General features: G+C 59.4%; 21 protein-coding genes. 18 read left to right on the top strand and 3 right to left on the bottom strand.

The window, feature by feature from the left end; genetic code table 11:
* The 4 genes from C1719_RS13875 (at position 1) to C1719_RS13860 (ending at position 4,735) form a co-directional block, all read left to right on the top strand.
* Complete coding sequence (locus C1719_RS13875) at positions 1–1,152, top strand: YkvI family membrane protein (protein WP_102375647.1); 1,152 nt, start codon at positions 1–3, stop codon at positions 1,150–1,152.
* 86 nt (positions 1,153–1,238) lie between these two features.
* Positions 1,239–1,493, top strand: a complete 255-nt coding sequence (locus C1719_RS13870) for a hypothetical protein (protein ID WP_102375646.1) — start codon at positions 1,239–1,241, stop codon at positions 1,491–1,493.
* A 201-nt stretch (positions 1,494–1,694) separates the two neighbouring features.
* Positions 1,695–3,194, top strand: coding sequence for a helix-turn-helix transcriptional regulator (locus C1719_RS13865; RefSeq protein WP_102375645.1), 1,500 nt, complete (start codon positions 1,695–1,697; stop codon positions 3,192–3,194).
* Between the two features lie 482 nt (positions 3,195–3,676).
* Positions 3,677–4,735 (top strand): lactonase family protein, encoded by a 1,059-nt coding sequence (locus C1719_RS13860; protein ID WP_180963628.1) that lies wholly within the window; start codon positions 3,677–3,679, stop codon positions 4,733–4,735.
* A gap of 67 nt (positions 4,736–4,802) precedes the next feature.
* On the opposite strand, the gene C1719_RS13855 is transcribed toward C1719_RS13860, so the two are convergent.
* Entirely contained in the window at positions 4,803–5,498 is a 696-nt protein-coding gene (locus C1719_RS13855; RefSeq protein ID WP_102375643.1) for a putative ABC transporter permease, read from the bottom strand.
* A 237-nt stretch (positions 5,499–5,735) separates the two neighbouring features.
* Here C1719_RS13855 and rarD point away from each other — a divergent pair, with 237 nt between their 5' ends.
* From rarD to C1719_RS13805, 10 genes are all read left to right on the top strand, one after another.
* The gene (rarD, locus tag C1719_RS13850; RefSeq protein WP_180963627.1) at positions 5,736–6,674 is read left to right on the top strand and encodes an EamA family transporter RarD; all 939 of its coding nucleotides are present in this window, start codon (positions 5,736–5,738) and stop codon (positions 6,672–6,674) included.
* Positions 6,675–6,790: 116 nt separating this feature from the next.
* Positions 6,791–7,978, top strand: coding sequence for an aldo/keto reductase (locus C1719_RS13845; RefSeq protein WP_245874544.1), 1,188 nt, complete (start codon positions 6,791–6,793; stop codon positions 7,976–7,978).
* Between the two features lie 9 nt (positions 7,979–7,987).
* Complete coding sequence (gene larE / locus C1719_RS13840) at positions 7,988–8,728, top strand: ATP-dependent sacrificial sulfur transferase LarE (protein WP_245874542.1); 741 nt, start codon at positions 7,988–7,990, stop codon at positions 8,726–8,728.
* 3 nt (positions 8,729–8,731) lie between these two features.
* Positions 8,732–9,514, top strand: coding sequence for a nickel pincer cofactor biosynthesis protein LarB (gene larB / locus C1719_RS13835; RefSeq protein WP_102375640.1), 783 nt, complete (start codon positions 8,732–8,734; stop codon positions 9,512–9,514).
* The gene (gene larC / locus C1719_RS13830) at positions 9,515–10,066 is read left to right on the top strand and encodes a nickel pincer cofactor biosynthesis protein LarC (protein WP_102375639.1); all 552 of its coding nucleotides are present in this window, start codon (positions 9,515–9,517) and stop codon (positions 10,064–10,066) included.
* 175 nt (positions 10,067–10,241) lie between these two features.
* On the top strand, positions 10,242–11,114 hold the full coding sequence (locus C1719_RS13825; RefSeq protein ID WP_245874583.1) for a DUF2797 domain-containing protein: 873 nt from the start codon (positions 10,242–10,244) through the stop codon (positions 11,112–11,114).
* A gap of 156 nt (positions 11,115–11,270) precedes the next feature.
* Complete coding sequence (locus tag C1719_RS13820) at positions 11,271–11,768, top strand: MarR family winged helix-turn-helix transcriptional regulator (protein WP_219717869.1); 498 nt, start codon at positions 11,271–11,273, stop codon at positions 11,766–11,768.
* Complete coding sequence (locus C1719_RS13815; RefSeq protein WP_102375637.1) at positions 11,761–12,462, top strand: pirin family protein; 702 nt, start codon at positions 11,761–11,763, stop codon at positions 12,460–12,462. The genes C1719_RS13820 and C1719_RS13815 overlap by 8 nt, the downstream gene beginning before the upstream one ends.
* Positions 12,463–12,909: 447 nt before the next feature.
* Positions 12,910–14,706 carry an FAD-binding protein gene (locus C1719_RS13810; RefSeq protein WP_102375636.1) on the top strand — a complete coding sequence of 599 codons (1,797 nt, stop codon included), beginning with the start codon at positions 12,910–12,912 and terminating at the stop codon, positions 14,704–14,706.
* 84 nt (positions 14,707–14,790) lie between these two features.
* Complete coding sequence (locus C1719_RS13805) at positions 14,791–16,227, top strand: helix-turn-helix transcriptional regulator (protein ID WP_102375635.1); 1,437 nt, start codon at positions 14,791–14,793, stop codon at positions 16,225–16,227.
* Between the two features lie 133 nt (positions 16,228–16,360).
* On the opposite strand, the gene C1719_RS13800 is transcribed toward C1719_RS13805, so the two are convergent.
* Positions 16,361–17,884 carry a polysaccharide deacetylase family protein gene (locus C1719_RS13800; RefSeq protein ID WP_102375634.1) on the bottom strand — a complete coding sequence of 508 codons (1,524 nt, stop codon included), beginning with the start codon at positions 17,882–17,884 and terminating at the stop codon, positions 16,361–16,363.
* Positions 17,885–18,057: 173 nt separating this feature from the next.
* Here C1719_RS13800 and C1719_RS13795 point away from each other — a divergent pair, with 173 nt between their 5' ends.
* The 4 genes from C1719_RS13795 to C1719_RS13780 all read left to right on the top strand — a co-directional run bounded on the left by C1719_RS13795 (position 18,058) and on the right by C1719_RS13780 (position 23,574).
* On the top strand, positions 18,058–19,557 hold the full coding sequence (locus C1719_RS13795) for a Mur ligase family protein (protein WP_102375633.1): 1,500 nt from the start codon (positions 18,058–18,060) through the stop codon (positions 19,555–19,557).
* 4 nt (positions 19,558–19,561) lie between these two features.
* A complete protein-coding gene (locus C1719_RS13790; RefSeq protein WP_245874541.1) occupies positions 19,562–20,317 on the top strand; it encodes a type 1 glutamine amidotransferase in 756 nt (251 codons plus the stop codon).
* Positions 20,318–20,561: 244 nt separating this feature from the next.
* Positions 20,562–22,130 carry an LCP family protein gene (locus tag C1719_RS13785; RefSeq protein WP_245874539.1) on the top strand — a complete coding sequence of 523 codons (1,569 nt, stop codon included), beginning with the start codon at positions 20,562–20,564 and terminating at the stop codon, positions 22,128–22,130.
* A gap of 115 nt (positions 22,131–22,245) precedes the next feature.
* Entirely contained in the window at positions 22,246–23,574 is a 1,329-nt protein-coding gene (locus tag C1719_RS13780; protein WP_102375631.1) for an MFS transporter, read from the top strand.
* On the opposite strand, the gene C1719_RS13775 is transcribed toward C1719_RS13780, so the two are convergent.
* Entirely contained in the window at positions 23,567–26,308 is a 2,742-nt protein-coding gene (locus C1719_RS13775; RefSeq protein ID WP_102375630.1) for a winged helix-turn-helix domain-containing protein, read from the bottom strand. The genes C1719_RS13780 and C1719_RS13775 overlap by 8 nt on opposite strands.
* Positions 26,309–26,317 lie beyond the last annotated feature (9 nt).

Raw genomic sequence — 26,317 nt, 5'->3', positions numbered from 1 at the left:
ATGGAAGACGGTACCACTACGAACATCGCTCAGTCCGAAAGCGGTTCCGACCAGGGGACCGGAAAGGTTAAGGGTAAAAACGTATTCAAAATCGCGGGTGCGATCATCGGGTTCATGATCGGCGCCGGGTTCGCAACCGGGCAGGAAACGCTGCAGTATTATACATCGGAAGGATTCTGGGGCTTGGCGGGCGTGCTCGTTGCTTACGGATTCGTATTCTGGCTGTTCTACTGCTTCATGGTTACGGGTTCTCGCACGAAAATGCGCCATTCTCGAGAGGTGTTCCAGTATTACTGCGGAAAATATCTCGGCTGGGTGTACGAGATCCTTGCCATCTCGATGCTGTTCCTTGTAACGGTAACGATGGTTTCGAGCGTCGGGTCGATCGTGTCCCAATACTTCGGGGTAAACGAGATCGTCGGCCGCCTCGTCATGATTGCGCTCGTGCTGGCCTCCGTCCTGCTCGGGCTCAAGAAGCTCCTCGACGTGCTCGGGCCGCTCGGCCCCGTCATCATTGCGGGTTTGATCATCATCGCGGTCGTTGCGATCGCGTCCAACCCCGGCGGCTTGGCGACGGCCCCCGAATTCATTGCCAGCGCCGATCCGCCCATGCTGAAGGCGTCTGGTTTCTGGCTGCTTTCCGGCATCTTGTACGGCATCATGAACATCTATCCGCTGGCCTCGTTCGGGTCGGCCATGGGCGCCGATGCCACCTCTAAGAAGGAGGCTATCATTGCGGCTTTGGTCGGCGCCGTTGCTCTGGCTCTCGGTGCGATCTGCATCACGCTCTCGCAGCTGGCGAACATCGACATCGTGTACAACCAGGAGATTCCGACGCTCGCGCTTGCGGCGCACTATATGCCCGCCGTCGCCGGCGTGTTCTCCATCATCTTGCTGCTGGGCATCTACACGACTGTTACGCCGAACCTCTGGGCGGTTTCGCAGGCGTTCGGCAAGGACGGCTCGAAGAGGTACATAATCGCCACTATTGTGGCGGGCGTGCTCGTTTTCGCGATATCGTTTTTGCCGTACGGCGAGCTGATGAACATGATCTATCCGTTTGCCGGATATGCCGCATATTTGATGATCATCTGCATGGCCGTCAAACATATCAGGTTGTTCGTTGCGAAGCGGCGTGCGGCAAAGGACTAGGACGAAGAGCCGCTTGCAGCCGAAGACCCCCGATTGCGATGGGGCCGGCGCAGGCGGAGATGATCTGAAAGGGAATGCGAGGTGATATGAAAATGCGCTTGGAGATCAATACCTTTGCTCGAAAGGGAGACGTTCTGGATGATGAAAACAGGCTCGTCGAGCGCGTGGGCATTGCCCGGGGCTTATCCGAGAGCAATTCGGCGAGCGAATGGATCGCTTCGCTCGACGAATCGCTGTGTAATGCGGGCTACGCAATCGTTGAGTATCCGGAGGTGGCGTTGCCGCTGACCGTCGAAACGGCCGTCGATCGGTTTGCCATCCAGCTGAAGCCCGTTTCCTAAGGCACGGGATTCGGCAGGGCCTCGTACGAGGATGGATTCGTTCGGGGGACGGCAGGCTAGAAGGCTTCGCGCAATGCGGCGCAGGTGCTCGGTGCGGGCACCTGCGCTTGCCGTTTCGGGCATGCGAGCGAGTGTGGTACGCTTGTCGCGGGGTCTCGCAATGAATGGCAGCACCCGTGCTGCCGCTAGGGGGATAGCATCATGGCTTCGAAGCTCGGATTGCACGTGAAGGGTAAAACGGTGTTTTCGATTCGATGGCTCGGCGCTGCGTTCGCATTTGCTTGGGCGTGGCTTGCCGTGTTCGGCAATCAAAGCGTGTTCTATCCTCCCGGCGCAAAGCTTTCGCTTTTTATCGGGTTCGCTCTGGCTCTGCTGGCGCTGCGCTTTGCGCCGGGTGCCATGCAATCGCTTTCGGACAAGGTGGTCGTACCCCTTGCGTGTTCGGTGCTCACGCTTGTGACGTTCGTGCTGTGCGCTGCAACCGTCTGGTCGTTGATCGATGTCGATTGGATCACGCTGTCTCTCTCCATGGGCTTGGCGGGGTTCTGCCTGGCTTTGATCGTGCGATGCTGGATGGGCCTGTACGCTACGCGCAAAACCGATGCCATGACCATTGCGATTCTCATGGCGCTTATCTTCTCTGCTGTTCTTTACTATGTGCTCTGGATTGTGAAGCCGCTGTATTGGGGCATCGGGTGGATGGCGTTTCCCCCTTGCTGCCTGGTGGCGTTCTACCTTTGCACGCCGCGCGATTCGTGCGAGGTGAGTTCTCGCATCGTGGTGGAGGCGCTCGTTATGCAGAGGCGCGGGCTACGCGCTCGCATCGTGCTGCTTGGGTCGGTGTTTCTGGCCGCGGGCTTTTGCTATGGGGTCCTCGATGCAACTTCGGAGGCGAGCTTCGCCTTCAGCCCGATCGGAATGGGGTTGGTCAACCTGGCCGCGGTTTTCGTTTTGTGGATGATCTTCTCGCGCAAGTCAGGATCGACGATCATCCAGTACGTTTGCTTGGGTTTGCTGGCGATTTTCGCCGTTTTGTTCGTGGTCGGGGGTGCTGGAACCGATATCGCCATGTCCATTATCATGGGGGCGGTGATATCGCTCGCCCTGTTTTTGGCGATGGTTTTGTGCATCGACGTATCGGTGACATTTGGCGCCGATCTGGGGGTCATGTGCGGTAGGGTAGGGCTTTCTTCGGTTGTCTGCCTTGTCGGGGGATGCGGCATCGCCTTTGCGGCCTCGGTTCAATCCGTTGTTTCCCTGCCGCTTTTCGTGCTCGTGTTCATCTTCGTCGTCACGCTGTTCGCTCTCGGTGCGATTCTTCTGTGCTCGCCGACATGGATAGCATACGAACTCTCGGACGGTGCGAGTGACGAACTCGAATCAACGATCATCGAAGATATAAAGCGCGGGTTCTCGGCCAGTATCGAACCAGGCATCGAACAGGATATCCCTGTTGCAGGCGGCGATGAGGTGGATGTGCGGCAGCTGAGCAATCGGGTCGAAGAGATCGCCCGACTTTACGATTTCTCCCCTCGGCAGACAGAGATATTCACATATCTGACGCGTGGCCACAAAGCCGATTTCATAGCCAACAAGCTGTTCATTTCTCCTAATACGGTAAGGACGCATACAGCGAACATTTATCGGAAACTCGAGATTCACACCCACCAAGAGCTGCTGAATTTCTTCTATGGCGAATAGGGCGGCAGGCGTTTCGGATCCGTCGCCGGTAAAACGGATGGCGTCGGGCGACGATGCAGCACGAGGCTTCTGCGGAAGGCGGAACGCTTTGCTGAAAGGAGCGAAATGTGCGTAGTGTGCAACCCGGCATGCGGTAAGTGCAGGCCGATTCGGAGAAGAGCCGTAACGTGCGTCGAATGCGGTACCGTGGCCATGGTCGATGGGAAGTGCGTGCTCGCCGGCCAGGCGACATCATGCCCGAAGTGCAAAGCTTCGCTGCCGATGCCGAATGTGCCGAAGCTTTCGGCAGCAGGGAGACTGGCGATGCCCGAAGCGAATATACGTGGGAATTCGGCGGCCAGATAGGCGCAACACGTTACTTGCAGGTGTCCGAACGGCAAGGGTTTCGAATCGGTTTTCGCTTACGAGCTCGTCACGCGCGTATCCTTTTAAGCCGTAGGCGGATGCGGCGTTGCCGCGGGCGAGCAAAGCGAGGATGCATCATGGAAACGTTCGGCGGGTATCGGTTGTACGTTGGGTCGTATACGGCCCACCCAGGTGATGCGGGCGTCTATCTTGTTGATGTCGATCCCGTGCGCCGCGCGTGCACCGTTGCGCAAACCAACGACGAGACGGAGAACCCTTCGTTTCTGCTGCTGTCGAACGGCCGTCTCTTTGCTGCAAACGAGCAAGGGGATTGCGCTCGATTTTCCTCGTTTGCCATCGAGGGCGGAGGCGCTTTGCGCCTCGTCGATTCGTTTCGGGCCGCTGGAGCCGGCACCTGCCAGATCGCCCTCGATCCGACGGGTGCGCGCATTTACGGAGCGAACTACGAGAGCGGCTCGATAGTCGGATGCCGCGTGCGCGCCGACGGTACGTTCGAGCCGGGCTTTCGGCCTGTTGCGCATAGGGGATCGGGCGTCGTTGCCGAAAGGCAGGACGGGCCTCATGTCCATATGGTCGGTTTCGCTCCGCATGCTTCTTCGTTGCTGGCCGTTGATCTGGGTATCGATGCGCTCGTTTCGTATGCCGTGCTGCCTGACGGGTCGCTTGAAGAAGCCTCTGGCTTCGTGCTGCCCGTTGCCGCAGGCGAAGGACCGCGCATGTTGGCCCATCATCCTGTGCTGCCGCTCACCGTGCTGGTAACAGAGCTCGGCAACCGCGTGGTGCTTTTTCGGCGCGAAGGAGCCGGGCTGCCCTCGTGGCGTTTTCTTGCATCGCATTCGGTCAAGCCGACCGGCTTTTCGGATGGCGAATGCCTTGCGGCCCATGCGCTGTTCTCTCCCGACGGCCGCTACCTTTACGTTTCGGTGCGGGGTCCAAACGAGATCAGGGTTTTTTCCGTCGGGCAACGCGAGGCGCTCGAATTGCGCTCGCGCCACTCGAGCGGGGGGTCTTGGCCGCGTCATATGGCGCTCTCTGACGATGGATCCATGCTTGCCGTTGCCAACGAGCGCAGCGACGAGGTGGTCGTCTTCGCAATCGATCGGGCAAGCGGGGCTCTTGGCAACAAGATTGCCCGATGCCCCATCACGCGGCCTTCGTGCGTGGTGTGGGCCTGAGGGTTCTTGCAGCGCGCTTCGATCGGATCGGATCCGAAGATGCGAGGGGATCGCGAGAGGCGAATCGCTACCGCGGCCGAAGGCCCGATCCGCAGATGCTCATGTTCTCGAAGTGCTCCTGCATCCACGTCGAGGGAAACTGCTGATCGAGAAAATGATCTATCGGAGATGCCGCGGGCAGGTCGTCGGCCCGTGCGCTTTCTCGTGCGAAGGCCTGGATGGTGATGGCGATGTTGACCACCATGAAAACGGCACCCAGGATGCTCGCCGCGCGAACCGCCGTGCTTCTCCAATCGATCCTGCAAGAAGCGCGGGCGATGCGCGGGGTGACGATGCGAGTCCAAATAAGGCCGAGTGCGCCCCACATGAGCGCGAATGCGAGGTTGACCCTTCCGTCGATGTTGCCGAGCGTGCCGCTGTAATCCCATGCGATGGCGCCGAACAGGGCTTCCATCAACCAGCTTGTTGCGAATTCGACGGCCGAGCCGACGAGCGCGGAGATGAGGAACACCGCTATGGCGTTCGAGTTCGAAAATCGGTTGGCAACGATGGTGAGGATGACGGCGCCGGTTCCGTAGATGGGGGAGAACGGTCCCCAGACAAGCCCCGCACGGCTTTCGTATCCGCCGAAGACGATGGCGTGGTATACGGTTTCTACAAGGAGCCCCGCAATCGATCCGATGACGAAAAGCCAGAACAGCAACGGAGCGTTGATCGATGCCGAAGACGTTTCGTTTCGTTGTGTCGTCGCGACGGTTTCCATGGCGGGCTCCTTTTGGCGTGGTTTGTTTTTCGTGCTGCAACCATGATCCGAAATCGAGATTCGGAAATCGTCAAGGCAGTGTTAGGAAATCATTAAGCTTTTCGCGCGCCGCGCGCCGCTGTTCCGATGCGCTCCGAGGCTCGCCTCCGTTCGGCCCTTGCGGCAAGCTCCTCTGCAAGGCGCGGGATTCGCCTCCCTGAAAAACGGGTATCATATTCTTGGACGAAGGGGATTGCTTTGCCAGACGAAGAACAGCACACCGATAAGAAGGGCTTCCTCGAAGCCCTTTTCTGCCATATCATCTGGGGGCTCATGCCCATCTACTGGAAGCTGGTTTCGGGGGTGCCCGCGTTTCAGGTGCTTGCATGGCGCATGGTGTGGGCGGCGGTGTTCGTCATCGCGTTGTGCGTGCTCGTGAAGCGCGTTCGGTTTCTGTATCTCGCACGCGATGCCCGCGCTTTGAGGACGTTTTTCGCATCGGGGCTCATCGTTTCGCTGAACTGGGGAATCTATGTGTGGGCGGTTAACAGCGGGCATGTGCTCGAAACGAGCATTGGCTATTACTTGTGCCCTTTGGCGAACATTTTCTGCGGCATCGTCGTGTTCAAGGAACGCTTGACGCCGGGGCAGAAGCTCGCGACGGCCCTTGCGGCGATAGGCGTTGCGTTTTTCATCGCGGCGCACGGCGGAGCGATATGGATATCGTTTGCTTTGGCGATCACGTTCTCGATATACGGAACGGTGAAGAAGCGCGGCGGGTATCCTGCGCTGCCAGGAATGGCGCTCGAATCGCTTCTCACGGGCGTTATAGGCGTCGCCATCCTGGCGATCGGAGCTGCGTTTCCTGCGATATGGCAGTTCACGCCTGCAATGCCTTCGGCCACGGCGGTTTCCGACCCCGGCCTGCTCGCCGCCCTGCTTGCGGGTGCCGGCGTGTTGACGGCAGTTCCGCTGCTGCTCTTTTCGGCTGCGGCCAACCGCGTTTCGATGACGATCCTCGGGTTCATGCAGTACATCGGTCCAACGCTCGCATTGCTTTCCGCCGTTTTTCTGTTCGGCGAAGAATTCACGTTCGCGCATGCGGTTTGCTTTGCGTTCGTGTGGGCGGGCATCGCCATCGCGAGCATCGAGCCGCTCGTCCGCAGGGCAAGGCGAGATCGCGCGGGAAGCGCGTAGCGCGCGGCAAGGTTGCTGCGGGCGCGCTGGCTGCGTATGGCGTACGGCGTGCCGGAGCCGTCGTTTGTGGGTATTTCGTTGTTGCCGTTGACTTGGAGTGCGCTCCAGGGGTTTCAATGGGTCAAACGAAATCACTGAAGGCGAAAGACGAGGACATGGAAAAACGAGCATTGGGTAGAACCGGCATCGAGGTGAGCGTTGTCGGCATTGGAGGCGAGGGCTTCGAGGGCAAACCCCTCTCTGCGTGCGAGGAGATCATCGATCGGGCGTTTGCCGGCGGTATCAACTTCATCGACGTGTACAATTCGAACCCAATCATGCGCAGCAACGTCGGGCGGGCGCTTTCGCACTATCCGCGCGAAAGCTTCGTCGTCGAAGGGCACATCGGCTCGGCGTGGAAGGACGGGCAATACTTCCGGACGCGCGATATGGACGTGTGCCGCGCGTCGTTTCAAGATCTTCTCGAACGCATGCAGCTCGATTACGTCGATGTCGGCATGATCCACTACGTCGACGAGCGCGAAGACTTCGATGCAGTTTTCAACGGAGATCTGCTCGAGTACGCTCAAGAGCTCAAAGCGTCGGGGGCCATCCGTTGCATCGGCCTTTCAACGCACAACACCGACATCGCGATTGCGGCCGCCCGAACGGGCATTGTCGATGTGATCCTCTTCAGCGTCAACCCTGCCTACGATATGATTCCCGCCACCGATGATGTGAACTCCCTCTTCTCCGAAGAAACGTACGATCGCGATTTCACGGGAATCGATGCCAGGCGCGAAGAGCTGTATCGTCTATGCGAAACCGAGGGGGTGGCGATTACGGTTATGAAAGCGCTCGGCGCAGGCATGTTGCTCGATGAGGCGCGCTCGCCATTCGGCGCGGCTCTGACGCCCGCGCAGTGCATCCACTACTGCCTGACGCGGCCCGCGGTTGCTTCCGTGCCGGTGGGTTTGGCCTCGATCGAGCAGGTTGACGCGGCACTCGCCTATGCGGATGCCACCGATGAGGAGAGGGACTACAGCGAAGTGATCGCGGGCGGACCCCGAAGCTCGATCGAAGGCGATTGCATGTATTGCGGCCATTGCGCGCCGTGCACGAGCGGAATCGATATCGCTCAAGTAAACAAGTTCGTCGACCTCGCTCTTCCGCAGGGCTTCGTTCCCGATACGCTGCGCGATCATTACCTGCTGCTCGACCATCGGGCAAGCGAGTGCGTCGAATGCGGCGCCTGCGAGCCGAATTGTCCGTTTGGCGTGGGCATCATCGATAAGATGCGCGTCGCAGCCGACCTGTTCGAATAGGAGGCGGATATGGAAGGTGCGAACACGGCGCAATCGCTCGCTCAGCGCGCCGCATTGCATCACGGAAGCGACTTCGTAATAATGGCATGCATGGATAACCATCGGACAGAAGCGGGGCCGAGCGCTCTTTCCTTCGATGCGCATGTGCGCTACGGGCTTGCGTTTTCAGGCGGCTGCGATTCGTCGTATCTTCTTGCCGAGATGACGAGGGCGGGAGTCGACGTGAAGGCGTACATGGTCAAAACGGCATTCCAGGCGGCGTTCGAGGTCGATGATGCCCGCCGCGTCGTCGACGAGCTTGGCGCCGATTTCGAGTTGATAGAAGCCGACGTGCTGTCGCGCGATGAGATATGCTCGAATCCGTGGGATCGCTGCTACCGATGCAAGCGTTTCATCTTCGGCACCGTGCTTGACCGCATGGCGCGCGACGGTCGGACGGTGCTTGTCGACGGGACGAATGCGAGCGATGATCCCGCGCGCCGTCCAGGGTTCAGGGCGCTTGAGGAACTCGGCGTGATCTCCCCGCTTCGCGAAGCGGGTTTGACCAAAGACGACATCCGTGCCCGTTCGCGGACGATCGGGCTGTCAACCGCCGACAAGCCGAATTTTTCGTGCTATGCGACCAGGGTTTCCGAAGGCACGCGGATAACGCAGGACGAGCTCGATCGCGTAGCGCTGAAATTGGGACATCGAATGGATTCGGCAGGGCTTGGCGACACCGCAGATTCCCGCGAGAAAGAAGGGCGATAGCTCATGGAGCAAAAAGATTTGAGGCACCTGCTTGCGCAGGTTGCCGAAGGAAGCGTGTCGCCCGACGAGGCGGCTCATGCGCTTAAGGTTGCTCCGGTAACCGAGCTCGGATATGCCGCCGTCGACAATCATCGGGGCATACGGCAGGGCGTTTCCGAAGTCATTTACGGCGAGGGAAAGACGGCCGAGCAGATTGCGGGCATCTGCCAGGCGATGCTCGAAGCGGGCCAGGAGCGGATTCTTATCACGCGCCTCGACGAAGACAAGGCCGTTGCGGTGGCCGACCGCCTGCATTCCCAGGGCGACGATGCCCCCTCGCTCGACTACCGCGCGATCGCCCGAATAGGCATCGTGGGTGCGGCTCCCGAAGCGGATGGGAACGGGACCGTGGTCGTTGCGGCGGCGGGCACGAGCGATTTGTTCGTCGCGGAAGAGGCGGCGATCACGGCGGAGATGCTCGGCAACGATGTTGTGCGTCTCTACGACGTGGGCGTTGCAGGCATCCACCGTCTGCTTTCCCATGCCGACGAGATCGCCGATGCGAACGTCGTCGTGGCGGTTGCCGGCATGGAGGGCGCTCTTGCGAGCGTTGTCGGAGGCATGGCGTCGTGCCCGGTTATCGCCGTTCCGACAAGCGTCGGCTACGGTGCGAGCTTCGGGGGAGTGGCGGCGCTGCTCGCCATGCTCAACTCGTGCGCGAGCGGCGTGTCGGTGGTGAACATCGACAACGGCTTCGGTGCCGGGTACCAGGCGCATATGATCAATCACGTGAAAGCGGGCAAATAGATGGAACAGCTGCATTTCGACTTTACCAAAACAGCGCGCAGGCAGGCGATTCTCGACGAGCTGTTCGCGCTCTTGCCGTCCGATCGCAGGACCGTGATCGCGAAGCGCGCAACGCAGGCGGGCGTTCCCGATCGCCATCATCACGATCTGGGCGAGGTGCTTTCGACGATAGACGCGCTTGCGGTAAGCGAGCGCGTCAAGCGGGATATGCGCGCGATCTACCGGATCCTTGCCGAAGCCGAGGCAACGGCGCACGGTTGCGCCGTCGATGAGACCCATTTCCATGAGGTCGGCAATGGCGAAGCGATAGAGAACGTTCTCGGCATAGCGCTTGCGATCGAAGCGCTCGATCCCGATGAGATCACGGCGACTCCCGTGCAGGTAGGCAGTGGAACGGTGCGGTGCGCCCACGGGGAGCTTGCCATTCCCGCTCCTGCCACGGCGGCGATCATCGCGCGCGGCATTCCCGTGTGCGAGGAAAAGCTCGACGGAGAGCTTTGCACGCCCACTTCGGCGGCCGTGATCTGCCATTTCGTCGATCGGTTCGAGTAGGCGGGAAGCCCGCGATGCAATCTGCGGGGATTTTGTTTCCTTGGCGATTTGCTTTTCGTATGGATGCTTCTCAGGTATCATATGCAGCGAAAAAAAGTAACCCGCATATTACTTAATGCATGCATCGAACAGCGCGACCAGAGCGGCGCGCTGCTGGAAAGGAACCATTGTGGGAATGCAGATGCTTTCGCTGCTCGGTGTGAACTTCGACGGGCCGTACCTCGCAATCGACGATTTAGAGGCGGGGACGCGCACTGTTTTCGCCATCGAGGGGCAGACGTTTACGATCTCGAAGCATCCGGAGCGATATTGCGTGGGAGCCTACGACCTCATGACGCAGGAGCGCACGATGTGCGAAAACCGCCAAGAGCTTCCCTCGGATTACAAGGAAACGTCGTGTCCGGCGTGCGCCGATAAGACCGGCTTCAACCCCTCGTTCTACAACGGGGGAGGAATCTCCGCGCAGCAGCGCGCCTACAACGATACGCCGCACATCGTGTACCTGGCGTATTTTTCGCCTCGGCACCTGAAAGTCGGGATCACTTCCGCTGCGCGCGGCGAGCTCAGATTGCTCGAGCAGGGCGCCCGATCGGCGATGATCCTCAAAGAATGCGAGACCGCTTATGCCGCTCGCGAATGGGAGGCGAAGCTCTGCTCGATTCCCGGCATTTACGAAAGCCTGCGCGCAAGCGAAAAGTACCGGTTGCTCACCTCGGAGGCGCATGATCCCGCCGAGGCGGCGGCGCTCATGAGAAGGACGGTGCGGGAAACGTTTTCCATGGATCCGACGGAGCCGATCAACCTCGATCGCTACTACAGTCGCGATGCGTCGGTGCTCTCCTGCGCGATCAACGAGCCGGACAATCCTTCGGATGCGATGGTTGCAGGCACGTGCGTTGGCATGGTGGGCACGATTGCGCTTATGGAGCAACAAGGAAGGGTGTACGCCGTCTCGCTTAAAGATTACGTGGCGCATCGCATCGATTATCGGCCCGATGAGGTTCTTTACGAGTATTCAGCGCCTCCCGAGCAGGGCTCCCTTTTCTAAACTCCGTTCGCGCACCAGCATATATGTGCTGCCTGTGATGCCTTTATGACGCAAATGCAACGGCATTGGTATCATAATGGACAATTAGTACTAATTAGTGATAAATTAGCAGCAGAGCAAAAGGAAGGTATCGGAAGACACCGGAAGGCGGAATCGATGGAAGAGGCGAAACATCAGCACGGCGCGCCGATGCGGAACCTATCTGCCCGGCGCGAGCGGCTCGACGGCATGTTGGTCATCGCCTTGAGCAGAAGCTACGAGACTGCGCATCGGAAGAGCAAAAGGCTGGTTGCAGAATACGGGCTCACGTTCTCCCAATTCGAGGTTATGGAAGCCCTTCTGCACAAAGGTCCGCTTACCGTGAATGCGATTGTCGAGGCGGTCCTTTCAACGGGGGGAAACATCACGGTTGTGGTGCGAAACCTCGAAAAGCGAGGATACGTTCGGCGCTCGACGAATCCTGAAGACGGAAGATCGTTCATCGTCGATCTTACCGACGAAGGACGTGCGGTCATAGAAGAGCTGTTCCCGCGCCATATGGAGTTGCTCGACGAAGCGCTGGCGGCATTGAGCGATGGCGATATCGAAACGGTCGTAGGCTTGCTCAGAAAAGTCGGGCATGCAGACGACGAAAGGAAGGCACATCATGATTAAGGTGATAGATCATAACAAAATGGGCAAGAGCGAGCGCGGATGGCTGCACAGCTTGTTTCACTTCTCGTTTGCCGAGTACTACAATCCCAACAACATCCAATTCGGCGCACTGCGCGTAGTGAACGACGACGTGTTCGATCCCCAAGGCGGATTTCCGACCCATCCTCACAGCGACATGGAGATTATCAGCTACGTCGTAGACGGGGAACTGACGCACAAAGACAGCCTGGGCAATGGCCGCACGCTGACCAAGGGTCAGGTTCAGTACATGAGCGCAGGCAAGGGCATTCTTCACAGCGAATTCAACTATGCGGAAAAGCCCTCGCGCTTCTTGCAGATATGGATTCTTCCCGATGCAGCAGGATACGAGCCCGCATACGGCGATTACGATTTCAAGTGGGAGGATCGCGAGAATATCTGGCTCCAGATTGCCTCGGGGAAAAAGGGTTCCGCCCCAGTGAAGATCAACCAGGATATGAACGTTTCGGTTATCAGTCTCGATGCCGGGAAGGAAGCTGCGTATGAACTGCCGCCGGGCCGTCAGGCCTACCTCATCCAGATAGAGGGCCTGGGCTCGGTGAGCGGGCATGCGCTTCAGGAGCGAGATGCGGCCGAGATCACCGGAGAGAGCCAGATAGTTCTCTCCGCAACGAGGAACTCGCACTACATCCTGTTCGATATGAAACAGGAATAAGGGCCTCGCCGCTGCCGGCCCCCGAGTCGGCAGCGCGCCACGGCGGCGCAAGCTGGCTGCCCCAAGCCCAGTTTCGCACCGCCATGGCGCGCTCGAAGCGCGCGAGAAGCTTATCCGATCGGCGTCTCTGCTCTTTTGGGTTCTTACGTCACTGTTGCTATCCTCCTCTGTACGGGCGGGCATGGCGCCGATAACGAGGGCCTCGACCCCTATCCGGATCGAGGCCCTATTTCGTTTCCAAACCCTTTAGGAGCCAAATTCCCAGTTCAACGATATCACCGTAAAACGGTGATATTGGATGGGCGATGCCTTTCAGGCGATTGCGGTGATGCTGCGGCGCCTCGTTCTTCCCACAATCGAGCTATCCGAAACGTTTCGGATTTCAGGAGTCGTGCAGGGTGCTGGCATTCTGCACGAGCGGAAGAGATCGACTAGAGGGAGTTGTCAATGAGCAAAGAGGGAATGAGCCGTCGAGGATTCTTACGCGGTGCTGCGCTGACGGGAGCGGGCGTGCTGATGGCGGGCGCTGCGGTTGGTTGCAGCCCGAAGGCGGCAGAATCGGGAGCCGCAAATGCCGAGACGGTGTCGGGAGGCGGTGCTTCTCCCGCCCATCGCTGGCAAAGCGAAGCTGCGGCGGCGTGGCGCACGCCGATCGATCCGATTGCGGACGACCAGATCGCCGACGGCGGAACATTCGATGTCGTGGTCGTCGGCGGCGGCCAGTCGGGCACCTGGTGCGCGCGTTCTGCTTCGATGAACGGTGCAAGCGTTGCGGTGCTCGAAACCCAGTCAGAGGCTGACTTCCTGTACGTTGGCGGGGAGGTCGGCACGGTTAACTGCCAATGGGCGCTCGAGCACGGTGCAACGGAGATCGATAGGGAAGACTTCATGAATGAACTGTTCCGCCGCAATGCGGGACGCTCCAACCAGCGGTTGATCCGCGACTACGTATACCATTCGGGCGAATATCTCGACTGGGCGCTTGAAGACCTCGACGACCCCGACTGGCTTAACGATCCGGCGAACGTCCATGTTTTCAGCGCCGATCATTCCGAGAACATGGTAATGGATCCGTCTGGCTACAAATACTATCTTGGAACCGTCAACTTCAGGCCCGCCGCCGAAACAGGAGCTCCAACATGGAACTGGGGCGAAAAGGTTATGAAGCATCACAGGGACAAGGCGATCGAGGACGGAACCCAGTGGAACTGGGCATACAGGGCTTTGTACCTCGAGAAGGACGATTCGGGCAGGATAGCCGCCGTCATCGCCCAGAAGCTCGATGATGAGACCTACCATCGGTTCACGGCGAACAAAGGCGTTGTTTTGGCTGCCGGCGATTTTTCGGCCGATGAGGACATGCTGCGGGACATCAACGACGAGTACCGCCATCTTGCCGAGTCGTACGGCAGCATCGAAGCGGCGGCTGCGGGCTCGATGTTCGGCGTTCGCAACGGCGATGGCTTGAAGATGGGCGTGTGGGCAGGCGGCCATGTTGAAGTGGGTCCGCGTGCGGGAATGAATACGGGGCAGGTTGGAACCGGCGCTCCGTGGGGCCCCGGTTTTGTTATCTTGAACCAAAGCGGCAGGCGCTTTTGCGACGAATGCGCGGGAGGGGCCGAGGGGGCTGGCTACATGATTCCCCGTCAGCCAAGAGGATACGTCGTGTCCATTGCGGATGCGAATTGGCGCGAGGTCGTAGAGAAGATGCCTCCATGCCACGGCGGCATCGACCAGACAAACGGCGTTTCTTACAACAGCCTCGAGTCGAATGCGGCGAAAATCGATGCAGCGCAGCCGAGCAGCGAAGCTGACGAAAACGGGCTGTTCTGCGCAAACACGCTTGAAGAGCTTCTGGATGCGATCGGGATCTACGATGATGATCAGAAGGCGACGGCGTTGGCCGAACTCGAACGTTTCAACGGGTTCGCCGCAAACGGGAAAGATGAAGACTTCGCCATGGATCCCCGTATTCTCAAGGCGCTCGATACGCCGCCTTTCTACGCGACGGTGGCCGCGTCGGATGCGATCAGCATGGGGTTGTGCCAGACGGCTGGCTTGGATATCAGCTCCGAACACGAGGTTCTTGACGAAATGCTGGCGCCGATGCCCGGCCTCTATTCGATCGGCAATAACTCCGGCAACCGATACATTGTGAACTACGCGACGCCGCTTAGCGGTATGAGCCTGGGTTTTTGCCTAACCGAGGGCATGACGCTTGGAAAGAAGCTTGCCGAGGCCTGATGCCGCTGCAGCGCTTTGCAAGGTTGACGGAAATCGGCGGCGGGACGTTCTCGCCGCCGATCGTTTTACCTGTATAATGGCCGCATGAAACAGATAGCACGGAATATCGGATATTCCTTTATAGCGGCGTGGGTATACATTCTCTTTAACGGGGTGCTGCTTTTCCCAGCGATCGAGCCGACCGCGTTTGTATCGAGCACCCATATCGTCTCAAGCCTTTCAACGGGGCTGGCCGGTCTCGTTTTGGCGTTGCTGTCCGTGAAGCTCTTTTCTCTGGAGCGTCATCGGGAAATCGTTTACCTTGCCGGTATCGTCGGTGCGGCGGGGACGTGCTGCATCGCACTTGCGGGTTCTGGGTTTTTGGCGGCCGAGTGGATGTCGATCGGATATTTGCTTGTCGGCATCGGCATGGCTGGCTTGAAATGCGCGTGGCAGGAAAGACTGATCTGCCAAGGACGGCAGGCGACCGTGTTCAGCCTTGCGGTATTCACCTGTCTCGGCGCCGGGTTGTGCCTCGTCATCAGCGTGTTGCCTTTCGAAATCGCTTTGCCGATCGCTTCCGTTCTTCCCGTTCTTGCGGCTTTCTTTCTGCTGGTGAAGCCCGTGCAGCAAGAAGATGGAGCGCATGGTTCAAGGGGCGTCGAGTCGATGGGGTCCGATGACGCGCAGGTCATAACGATCGGTGATTCGTTTCTTCATGCGCCGGTGAGGCTGTTTGCTGTTATCGCCCTCATGTCGTTTGCCTACGGTTCGGTTCGAACTTTGGGGATTCTCGACGGCGCCCTCGTGCAGTTCGGCAATGATTTTCTGCTCTCAGTGGGTTGTCCGGTGATTGCCACCGTCTCCGCTACGCTCGTTGTTTTCTATGCCCGCAAATTCGATACGGCTGTCGTGTTCTATATCGCGCTGCCCATCATGGCGGCCGTGTCGTTGATTCCGCTTGCGGGCAATCCTGTGCTTGGAGCCGCAGCTCATGGAATCGCGTCGTTCGGATTCGAGCTGATTCTGACGCTTGCGCTGTTCCTTATCATGGACAGCGTTGCAGCCAAGAGAATCCACGCTTTGTTCGGAGTGGGTTTGTTGTGGTTCAGCCATATGATCGGTACAGCATTGGGCCAGATCGTGAGCGAATCGATTTCCGATCAGACGATGATAACCATCCTGACTCTGGTTCTGCTCCTTTTCGCGGCACTCGTCGTCATGGGAGGTGCGCCTCGTTTCACCATCGCGCCGTCTTCTTCGGGGGAGCGCGACCCCGACCGTTCCGGCTCTGCGGGAAGAGCCGGAGACGGGCGGCTGGGAAGCATCGCTCTTTTGGCCGAAAAATACGGATTGTCTGCTCGCGAAACCGAGATCCTCGAACTGTGGGGGACGGGGCATACGAGCGCTTTTATCGAAGAGAAGCTGTTCATCTCGAAGAACACGGTGAAGACGCACTTAAGTCATATTTATGCGAAGGTCGGAGTGTCGAGCAAAGAGGATCTTCTTCAGATGGTTGAAGGCCACGACGAGGATCGGTGAGCGCGCATCGCCGTCCCGTTGACTCGATGCCGCCGACGCGTTCGAATAGTGCGGATGCCGGCGTTTTCCCTGATCGCAGATTTCGAGACGTCGCGATACGCAGCGAATTTTTTCGCACGAAGCCTGTGCGCGCTTACGATTGCATCGGCTTTGCGGGGTATTCCATCATCTCGTCGATCGTGACGAACGTGTAGCCCTGCTCTTTCAAGTAGGGGATCGCCTCTCTGATTGCGGCGATCGTCTGCGAACGGTCGCCGCCTCCATCGTGGCAGAGGATCACGGCTCCGGGCCATGCACCCTCGATCTGCGCGGCGATCGAATCGGCACCGGGCAAGCGCCAATCGCTGCTGTCGATGTTCCACCCGATCTCTGCGGAGATGTAAGGCGCAAGGTTCTTCTGCACATCGGCGTTGAAGTTTCCGCCTGGTGTGCGGATGACCGTGCTCGGCTTTTCGCCGATGGCCGCTTCGATGGCATCGTAGCCTTTGGTAACCTCTTCGATCTGCTGCTCTGCCGACATGAGTCCGAGGTCGACGCCGTTTCCGTCGCCGCTTGCGTGATCGAACGTATGGGTGCATATCTGGTGGCCTTCTTCATGGGCGCGCTTGACGAGGGCCTTGCCGTTGTCGTCGATTCTATTGCCGACGGTGAAGAAGGTGGCTTTCACATCGTTTTCTGCGAGGATGTCGAGCACCTCTCCGGTGGAGTCGGGCCAGGGGCCGTCGTCGAACGTGAGGGCGACCACCTTGTCGTCGCCGGTATCGGGGTAGTATTGGCGGCAGACCGGATTTTGCGGTGCAATATCCTCGACGAAGGTCTTGCCCGAGATATCGCCGATCTTTGTGGTTTTGCTTCCGTCGACGCCCTTCCCCTCGATTACGTGCAAGGGGCCGTTTCCTTCCTGGATCACTTCGTAGGGAACCGTTTCGACGGTGTCTTGCGATGGTTCGACCGCGTTTGCCCCATCGGCGACGATTACCACGTCGCCTGCTTTCAAATTCGTTTTGGGGTCGTTGGTCTTCTTGCTGTTGACGTAGGCGGTGAACGCCTCGCCCTTGCCCGCTTCAAGGACCTCGCCGTCAACGGCGACGAAATCGCCGGTTTTCGGAGAGGCGTAGCCCGCCTCGATGATCGCGGCGATATCCTTGCTTCCGCCCAGCTCGAGCTGCTCTCCGTTGACGATCACCGAGATGGGTCTGCTCTGAACGAAGATGACGATTCCGATTACGATGCAGGCAAGAACGGCGATGCCGATAAGGGCGGGCTTCACGGGAAGCGATGTGCTGCGGTTGGCCTTTTTGAGATACCGATCGTCGTTGGCATAGCGGGCGTTCGCGCGCGGCGCATGCTGCTGGCGCGTCGGCCCCGGCTGGCGCTCGTTTCGTCCGGTGACGCCTGAATGGGCAGGACGGGAAGCCCGATCGGCCTGAACGCGCTTTCTGTATGCATCGGCATCTCTGCCGTAAGGCGTTGCTTCGGGTTGGGGGCGGTATGATCCTGTTTGCCGTGACGCGTGGGCCGAGCGGTCGGCAGCGCTGCCGCTTCTTCGCTCGGGGCGTCCGTCAACGGTGAACCGGGCTGTAGCGGGGGAGCGATACTCCTGCCCGCGCCCTGATGGGGCGTGGCCTTGGGGGCGATTCTGCGGCGTTTCTGGCATCGTTCGGCTCGATCCTGACGAACAGCTCGGCGAGCTTTTCTTTTCCTGCAATAAGTATAGACGATGGTTTCGCATGCATCCACATCAGCCATTCTACCTGAAAATTGTATGAAGGTCGCGAGGGGAACAACGAACCGTTTATACTTGTTGCTTCGAATGAGAAAGGAACCGGTATGGGGTTACAGCTTACGGTCGCGCGTGGAATAAGCGCTTTGAGCACCTGGGGGCTCAAAAACGTGTTCAGGCGACCGGCGGCGAACTTTCCGGGAAAGATCGCTCTCTACGTCGATCCCCATCTTATTGCAGATCTGTCGGGGAAGCTCGGCGAAGGCTCGATCGTCGTCGTTGGAACGAATGGGAAAACGACCGTCACCAATCTGATTGCCGACGCTCTTGAGGCAGCGGGCATGTCGGTGATCTGCAACCGCACGGGCGCCAATCTCGATAGTGGCGTGGCGACGGCGCTGCTGCACGGAAAGCGATCCGATTGGGGCGTTTTCGAGAGCGATGAGCTGTGGCTCGCCAAGGTGCTTCCGCAGCTTCAGGCGAATTACCTGGTGCTTCTGAACCTTTTCCGCGATCAGCTTGATCGCGTTGGCGAAATCGACCGCATTCAAGACAGCATCGTTCAAACGCTGGGCAAATCTCCGAACACCGTGCTCGTGTACAACGCCGACGACCCGTTGTGCGAGGCTATAGCCTTGCAAGCGGCCGCCTTACCGGGGCGCGAGGCAACCGAGCAGATTTCGTTCGGGCTCGTCGAGGACATGGGCCTTCCCCAAAACACCGTCGCCGACGCGCAGATGTGCCAGCAGTGCTCGTCGATGCTCGAATACGGCTATCGGCAATACGGGCAGCTGGGGGCGTATCGGTGCCCTGCCTGCGGATTCGAGCGTCCTGCGCTCGACTATGCGGCAGACGATATCGAGCTGGACGCCGACCGCTTGTCGTTTCGCTTGCGCGGGCCGCTCCTTTCGGGGCCTGGCTTCGCGTCCGAATCAGCCCGTGTATCGGCATCGCGGCAATCCGAATCGGCGCTTGGCGCCCGATCGGACTCTTCGAGCCAGCAGCCATCCGAAGCGGCGTGCGCACGCGAGCGCATAGTGCATGCTCCGCTGAGCGGCGCATACATGGTGTACAACCTTGCGGCGGTTGCGGTGGCAGCCGGGCTTGCCGGCTGTTCCGGCGAAGCGCTTCAACGGGCGATCGATGCGTTCGACCCGCAGAACGGAAGGCTCGAAAGGCTTGGGGCGGGCGGGCGGCCCATCCTTTTGAATCTGGCGAAGAACCCAACCGGCTTCAATCAGAACCTGCGAATCATCGCTCAGGACGAAGGTCCCCGCGCGGTGGCGTTCTTCGTGAACGACAAGGAAGGCGACGGAAGGGACGTCTCGTGGATTTGGGATATCGACTTCGAAGAGCTCGCCGATGCCGATGATCTTGTCGTCTTCGCAGGCGGCATCCGTAAAAACGATTTGCAGGTGCGCCTCAAATACGCGGGAATCGAATCGGAGCTGATTGACGGCCCTGCCGACATGCTCGATCGCACGAAGGGGCTTTCCCGCGAATACAGCTACTATCTGATTGCAAACTATACGGCCCTGCCCGTCGTGCGCGGCGAACTCATGCGCATGATCGAGCAGGATGGCGGCACCGAAGAGAGGAAGGCGTGAGACCGTGGACGCTTTGAGGATCGCGCACCTGTTCCCCGATTTGCTCAATCTGTACGGCGACGGCGGCAACGTGAAGTGCCTGGCAAAGCGTGCCGAGTGGCGGGGTCTGCCCGTCGAGGTCGTCTCGGTCAATCACGGTGAAGAAATCGACTTGGCGACGATCGATATCGTTTTCCTTGGCGGCGGGCCCGATCGCGAACAGCGGCTCGCTTCCAAGCAGCTGCTGCGCATGCGCGATGCGCTCAAACAATACGTCGAAGCAGATGGCGTTTTGCTTGCCATCTGCGGCGGCTACCAGATTCTCGGCAACGAATGGCTTCTCGGCGATGAGAGCGTCGAGGGATTGGGCATCGTCGACATGGTTACGAAACGCGTCGAAGCCGGTCCCGATCGTCTCATCGACAACATCGTGTTGCGCTCGCCGTTGGCTGACCGGCCTGTGGTGGGCTACGAGAACCATGCGGGCAGAACGTTTCTCGGGCAGGGCCTCGCGCCGTTCGGCACGGTTGTCTCCCCGATGGGCCACGGCAACAACGATGCCGACAAGGTCGATGGCGTGCGGTACCGCAATGTCGTGGGCACGTATCTTCACGGCCCTCTGCTGGGCAAGAACCCCGAGGTTGCCGATTGGCTGATCGGCCGGGCGTTCGAAACGAGGGCATCTTGCACGGGGGCGCCCATCGAGCCGCTCGGTGCGCTTGACGATTCGGTGGAGATTGCAGCGAACGAATACATGGCTAAAAGGCTGGGCACGCGATAGGAAACGGCTCGGTTACGGGTTCTGCGCAGGGGTGGATGTTGTGCGCATTTCATGTACCGCTAATGCTTCTGTAAAAGAAGCATTAGATCTTCTCCCAAGCGTGCATCGTTTCTCGTACCTGCTGATGAAAGCCTTGTTTGCAGCAATGTAAACCGCGGTTTCGGTGAAATCATCCTATGGCGTTTTCCTAAAAACGGGCAATTCGTCTTGCGTTGAAAGCGAAGTGTCGGGCACAATGTTTGGCATGATGGATAGAAAAAGCAACGCACGGCGCCGAAGCGCCCCCGTTGATGCTGATCGTCAAAGGAAGGCCCGCCGCGGTGCAAGCGACGGACCGTCCCGCTACGATAGTTTCGACCCCTCTGCTTACGGAAGGCAGCCTTCCTACAGCCACTATTCCCGCACACCCGAAACCGGAGACGGCGACGCAGGCTCTGCCGAAAGCGGTTACAGCCGCCGCGTCTCCCAAGCCGAATATACCCGCCAGCGCAAGAAGCGCAAGCGCCGCAAGATAGTTGCCGTGGTGGCAGCGGTCGTTCTCGTAGTATGCCTGGGGGGAGCGGGCGTTGCGTTCGCCTACCTCCATACGGTGTCCGCGAATCTGAGCGATGGCATCGATGGAGACCTGCGCGCTCAGCTTGTGGAGACCGATCTCGCGAACGAGCCGTTCTACATGTTGCTCATGGGGACCGACGGTTCGGCCGAGCGCGAAGCGTCGGACGAATACGCAAACGATCCAACCCGCTCCGATAGCATCATCCTTGCGCGCATCGACGCGCCCAACCATAAGGTCACCCTCGTTTCGATCCACCGCGATACGCTCATCGACATGGGGGAGTACGGCCAAAACAAGCTCAATGCCGCTTACGCCATCGGCGGGCCGGCCATGGCGGTCGAGACCGTCTCGAAGCTTGCAGGGGTTCCCATCTCCCACTATGCCGAAATCAACTTCGATGGCTTCCGCGATATCGTGAACGCGCTGGGCGGCGTTGAGGTCGAGGTGCCCATGGAGATCGACGACTACGATGCGGGCGGCCATCTGGACCAGGGCCTGCAAACCCTGAACGGCGATCAGGCGCTGATTCTGTGCCGCGCGCGGCACGCCTACGACGATTACGGCGACGGCGATTCGTACAGGGCGGCCAACCAGCGCCTTGTGCTTGGCGCCATCGCGAAGAAGATCCTTGCATCCGATATCGGCACCATGGCCGATACCGTGAGCGCGCTTTCCGAGTACGTGACCACCGACCTCAGCGTATTCGACATCATCGGACTTGCGCAGGCCATGCAGGGCCTCGATCCTTCGACCGATCTCTATTCCGCAATGGAGCCGACGACTTCGGCCTACGTGGATGGCGGTTGGTACGAGTACACGAACATGACGGCGTGGAAGGAAATGATGAGCCGTGTGGATCAGGGCCTTCCTCCGACGACCGAAGATGTGGTCGATGAGCTGTCGGGAACGGTGCTCGCCAGCACGGGCAGCGGGGATACGGGTGCGACCGGCTCGACGGATGGGCAGACCATCACGGAGCCGAAGACCGGCTTCGTGGCCATCAGGAACGGCAACGGCATCGAGGGAGCCGCAAACGAGGCGGCCGAAAAGCTCGAAGATGTCGGCTATACGATAGAAACGGGCAACGCCGACGGCTTCGACTACTCGCAGACCATCGTCATCTACAACTACGCGAACCAGGCTAACGAGGCCAAAGAAATCGCCACGACCATCGGTGTCGGCAAGGCGCAGCTCAACGACGGGACGTATTCGTTCTCAGGCGATTTCCTCGTTGTTTTGGGCGCTGACTGGGGGTAACCGTTCGAGCATAGCGGCCTCACCCGCCTTCCTCACCTGTTCTAGATGAGAGAAATCCCGGGCAATCGACCTATAGTAGCGATCGCATTCTAGGTCGTTCTCAAGGAGGTCCGCCGTGGGGGAAGCAAAGCGGGGCGGCAAGTTTTTTGCCCGTGGATGGTTTATGGTGCTGGTCGTTTTCATCACGGTTATCGTGACGCAAGGGTTCAGCCTTTATTCGTTCAGCATGATCAAGGTTCCCTTGACCGAGATGCTCGGAGCCGATCCGACGCAGGTGGCCATGGGCTTTTCCATGTATGTGCTCGTCGTGGGGTTCGCAAGCCTGATCGTCGGCGACATCATCGACAAGATCGGTCTCAAGCGGACGCTTATCCTTTCGGCCGTCATCTATTCGAGCGGTTACTTCATCATCGGCACGCTCGATTCGCTGTGGATGCTTTACGTCGCGTATTTCATCATGGGCTTCGGGAACGCCCTCGGCGGCATGGTTATCGATTCGGGCATACCTTCGAACTGGTTCGTGAAAAGCCGTGGGCTTGCCGTGGGCATCATCATGAGCGCGATGTTCCCCGGTTCTCTTGTGGCGACCAACCTCGTGTCCTTCTTCGCGTCGAGCGGCAATTGGCAGATGGCGTGCATCGTCATGGGCGTGCTCTCGTTCGTGGTTCTGTTCGTTTCGGCGTTTATCCTCAAATGGCGCCCGCAGGATGTGGGGCTTCTTCCCGACGGCATGACCGAGGAAGAAGCGGCGCAGACCGCCGACCAGGCGGCTGCGGCGAAGCTGATCGGCCTCAACCGCAAGCAGGCGTTCCGCACGGGAACGTTCTGGCTGCTGTTCGCCGCCTTCGCGCTCATCGGCATCGGAGAGCAGGGGCCGTTCCAGAATATGCCGACGTACCTCATGGCCAACGGGCTCGATCTTGCGGCGGCGGGCTCGTTTATGTCGTTCCTTGCATTTGCAGGCGTGTGCGGCAAGCTTACCTCGGGTGTCGTCGTCGATAAGATCGGACCGCGGCTCGCCTACCCCTTCATCAACTTCCTTGCCGCAGCGGGGCTCGTGATCATACTCGTGGGCGGCGGCAACATGGTTGCGCTTTACGTGGGCGGGTTCTGCTTCGGTGCGGCGCTCAGCTCTTCGACCGTGTGCTTTTCGACGGCCACGGCAAAGTACCTCGGACCGAAATTTTACGCGCAGCTCTACGGGATCATCTACATGGGCAAGCCCGTTATGGATGCGGTGGGCGTTCCTCTGGTTGCCAACGTATCGGAAAGCGCCCTGGGCTGGACGGGGGCGTTCGCCATCGCGATCTTCTTCATCGTCGCATCGGCCGTTTGCATGCTGCTGGCCAAGAAGAACAAGCAGCTGGTGGCTATGGAGAGGGAAGCGACGAGGCAGCTTGTCGAAGACAGGGAGGAGACGCGCGAGCCTGCTTCCCTCACGTGAGCAGGAGCTTGCCGGCAGCCTCTACGAGGCCTTTCCGGTTGCTGACGCCGAGTTTGGCGTAGATGCTGCTTCGATGGGTGTGCGCGGTGTTTTCGGATATGCCGAGCGATCGGGCGACTTCCTTGTTGCTGTAGCCTGCGACGAGAAGCTTGCATACATCGGATTCCCTTTCGGTGAGAGGGGAAACCGCTTTGGCCGACAGCCATTGCGGATCGGGGGCTTGCGCGTTTCGTACGCGGTCGGCGATGGTTCGCGCGAGTTCGCGCTCCTGCTCGGGCAGAGCGCTGCTCTTTGGAAAGCGTTCAAGCAAAGGAATGATCGGGGATCCCTCGTCGAGAAACGGTTGAATGATGCGTTCTTCCGAAGCGAGTTCGAGTGCGGTGCGCATGGACGCGAGCGCGCTGTCTTTGCGCCCCGATGCTCCGAGGATCATGGCCCGGTAGACAAGTGCGGAAAGAAGCGTTCCGTTTTTTCGGGTTTCGGAGGAGTCGGCTATCAGGCTGTTCAGATCGGCGAGAGCCTCATCGGTTTTTCCGTACGCATGCTTGACCCGCGCTCGCGCGAGCACCACAAGGTCTGCAAGGGTGCCGTCTTCGTCGTCTGCGGAAACATCGCAGTCGATCATCCACCGGTAAGCGGAGGCCTTCTGCCCCGCATCGAGCTGAATGCGGGCGAGGTATGCGCTGGCAACGAGCACGGAACGCTTCGCCTGCTTTTCTCCGCCGGAGCCGATCGCCTCATGCAAAGTCGCCTGGCTGGCGGTGTACTCGCCGCGCGATCTTTGAACCAGGGCGAGCGCGATAGCTGCATCGATGTAGAATTCGGTCCCTTTGCTGCGCGAAAGGATGCGCCTGCTCTCGTCGAGTACCTCGACGGCGCGGTCGAAATCGCCGCGCTTGTAGAAGATCATGCCGATGATCACGTTGCCGAGCTGCGTTAAGATGTTTTGCTTGGTGTCGAAGGCGCCCCGGTGGGACGCCGCTTTCAGCCCGACCTCTTCGGCAAGCGCAAGGGCGCCGATGTCGATGTAGTGCCGTGCGAGAAAGTAAAGGTTGATCAAGTACGACGTGACGTTGCCGGCGCTCTTTGCAACCGTCACGCATTCCCGCAGTATGGATATGGCTTCGCCGGGGTTTTTCGCACGCGCTGCCGAGGCCCCTGCAGCGGTGTATACCCAGCTCCTGAGAAACCGATCGTCGCCGATGCCCTCTTTCGGCAGCTTGTCGATGATGCTTTTTCCCTCGACCACTTTGCCGCTCTGTCCGGCGCAGGTCGCTTTCAGGGCAAGGCATTCAGCGCGGAGCCGATCGCGGTCCGAATCGCGGTAGGCCGACCCGTTGACGGACAGCAGTCGTTCGGCAACGTGCACGTAATAGAGCGCCTCCTGCGGGCTGTCCGAGCCGATCAGCGCAAAAGCTTGCGCGAGATTGATGCGGGGACTCGAGCTGAAATGAGACCTCGGCAGGTTTTGCAGCGCCTTTGACAGGAGCTTGAATCTGCTCTGGTTCGCGAATGCCATGTAATTCTTCTCGATAAGCCAGGCGACGCGATCCCATTCTTTCGATGCGCAGGCGTGAGCAAGCGCGTCGCCTGGCATGTTGTACCGTTCGAACCAGTTGCTCGCGCGGGCATGGAACCGCTTCTGTTCGGATAGATCGCATCGGGAAAAGGCTTTTCTAAGGGCTTCCGCCCAGGGGGATCGATAGGCGAACCAGCCGTTGCCGCGCGCAAGGGGCTCGAGAACGAGGTTCTCTCTCTGCAGCGCTTCGATTACGGTTTCGCTGTCGGAGCGCTCGAGCACGTAGTCGCACAGCGGCGCGCACATCTTGCGCAAAAACGATGTGCTGACAAGGAAATCCCTGCTCGGCGAAGGCAGCGCTGCAAGCAGGTCGTCTACCAGGAACGCGACCGGAGAGCTGTGGAAGGCGCTGGGATCGGGCAGGATGCCGATCGGGTTTTCGTGGGCTTTGAGAGCTGCCGATGCAAGCCGAACGCCGGCAGGCCATCCGTTGACGGTCTCGTAGAGGCGCTCGAACTCGTCTCTGAACCCGGGCGAGTTTTTCTCCTGATCGCTCGGAGAAAAAAGAAGCTCGGCCTCGTCTTTGTCGAATCGCAGGTCGTTGTGGTCGATCGCGAGGATTTGGCCGCGTGCGATAAGCGATTCGGTGGAGAGGGGCGGGATGGTTCTGCTGCTGATCGCAATGCGCAGGCTGCGAGGCGCGTTGCGCAGGAAGTACTTGAACGAAGCGTGTATCTCGGGGTTGTCGATGACGTGATAGTCATCGATGATCAGCACCCATGAGGCCTCGTTCGCTTTGCGATGTGCGGCTGCGAGGCCGTTTATTATCGCATCGACGAAGTAGTCGTCACCCTTGTCGGCGTTCGAAGAGAGCGCATTTGCCGTAAGGCTCCTGAAGCCGGGGGCGAAAGGTTCGAGGGCGGCAACGAGATAGTTCCAGAAGCGGGCGGGGTCGTTGTCTATCTCGTCGAGGGTCAGCCAGGATACGCTCGGTTGGCCGGCTTGCGATTCGATGATTGATTTCCACGATGAAAGCAGCGTTGTTTTCCCGAATCCGCTCGGAGCGATCGCCATGATGGCCTTTTTGTCCGCGTAATCGGACAATCGCTCGATCAGGGAGGTGCGAGCAACCAGGTCGCTCGGAACCGGTGGAGCCTCGAATTTGGTTGCAGCCAATGTGCGACCGTCGATGATGGTTGTATTCGCGCAGCCCATGGCGGCCTT

The organism is Raoultibacter massiliensis, from assembly GCF_900199545.1.
GTDB lineage: Bacteria > Actinomycetota > Coriobacteriia > Coriobacteriales > Eggerthellaceae > Raoultibacter > Raoultibacter massiliensis.
Note: the sequence above shows the minus strand (reverse complement) of the source record. Positions and strands in the feature narration are given on the sequence as shown.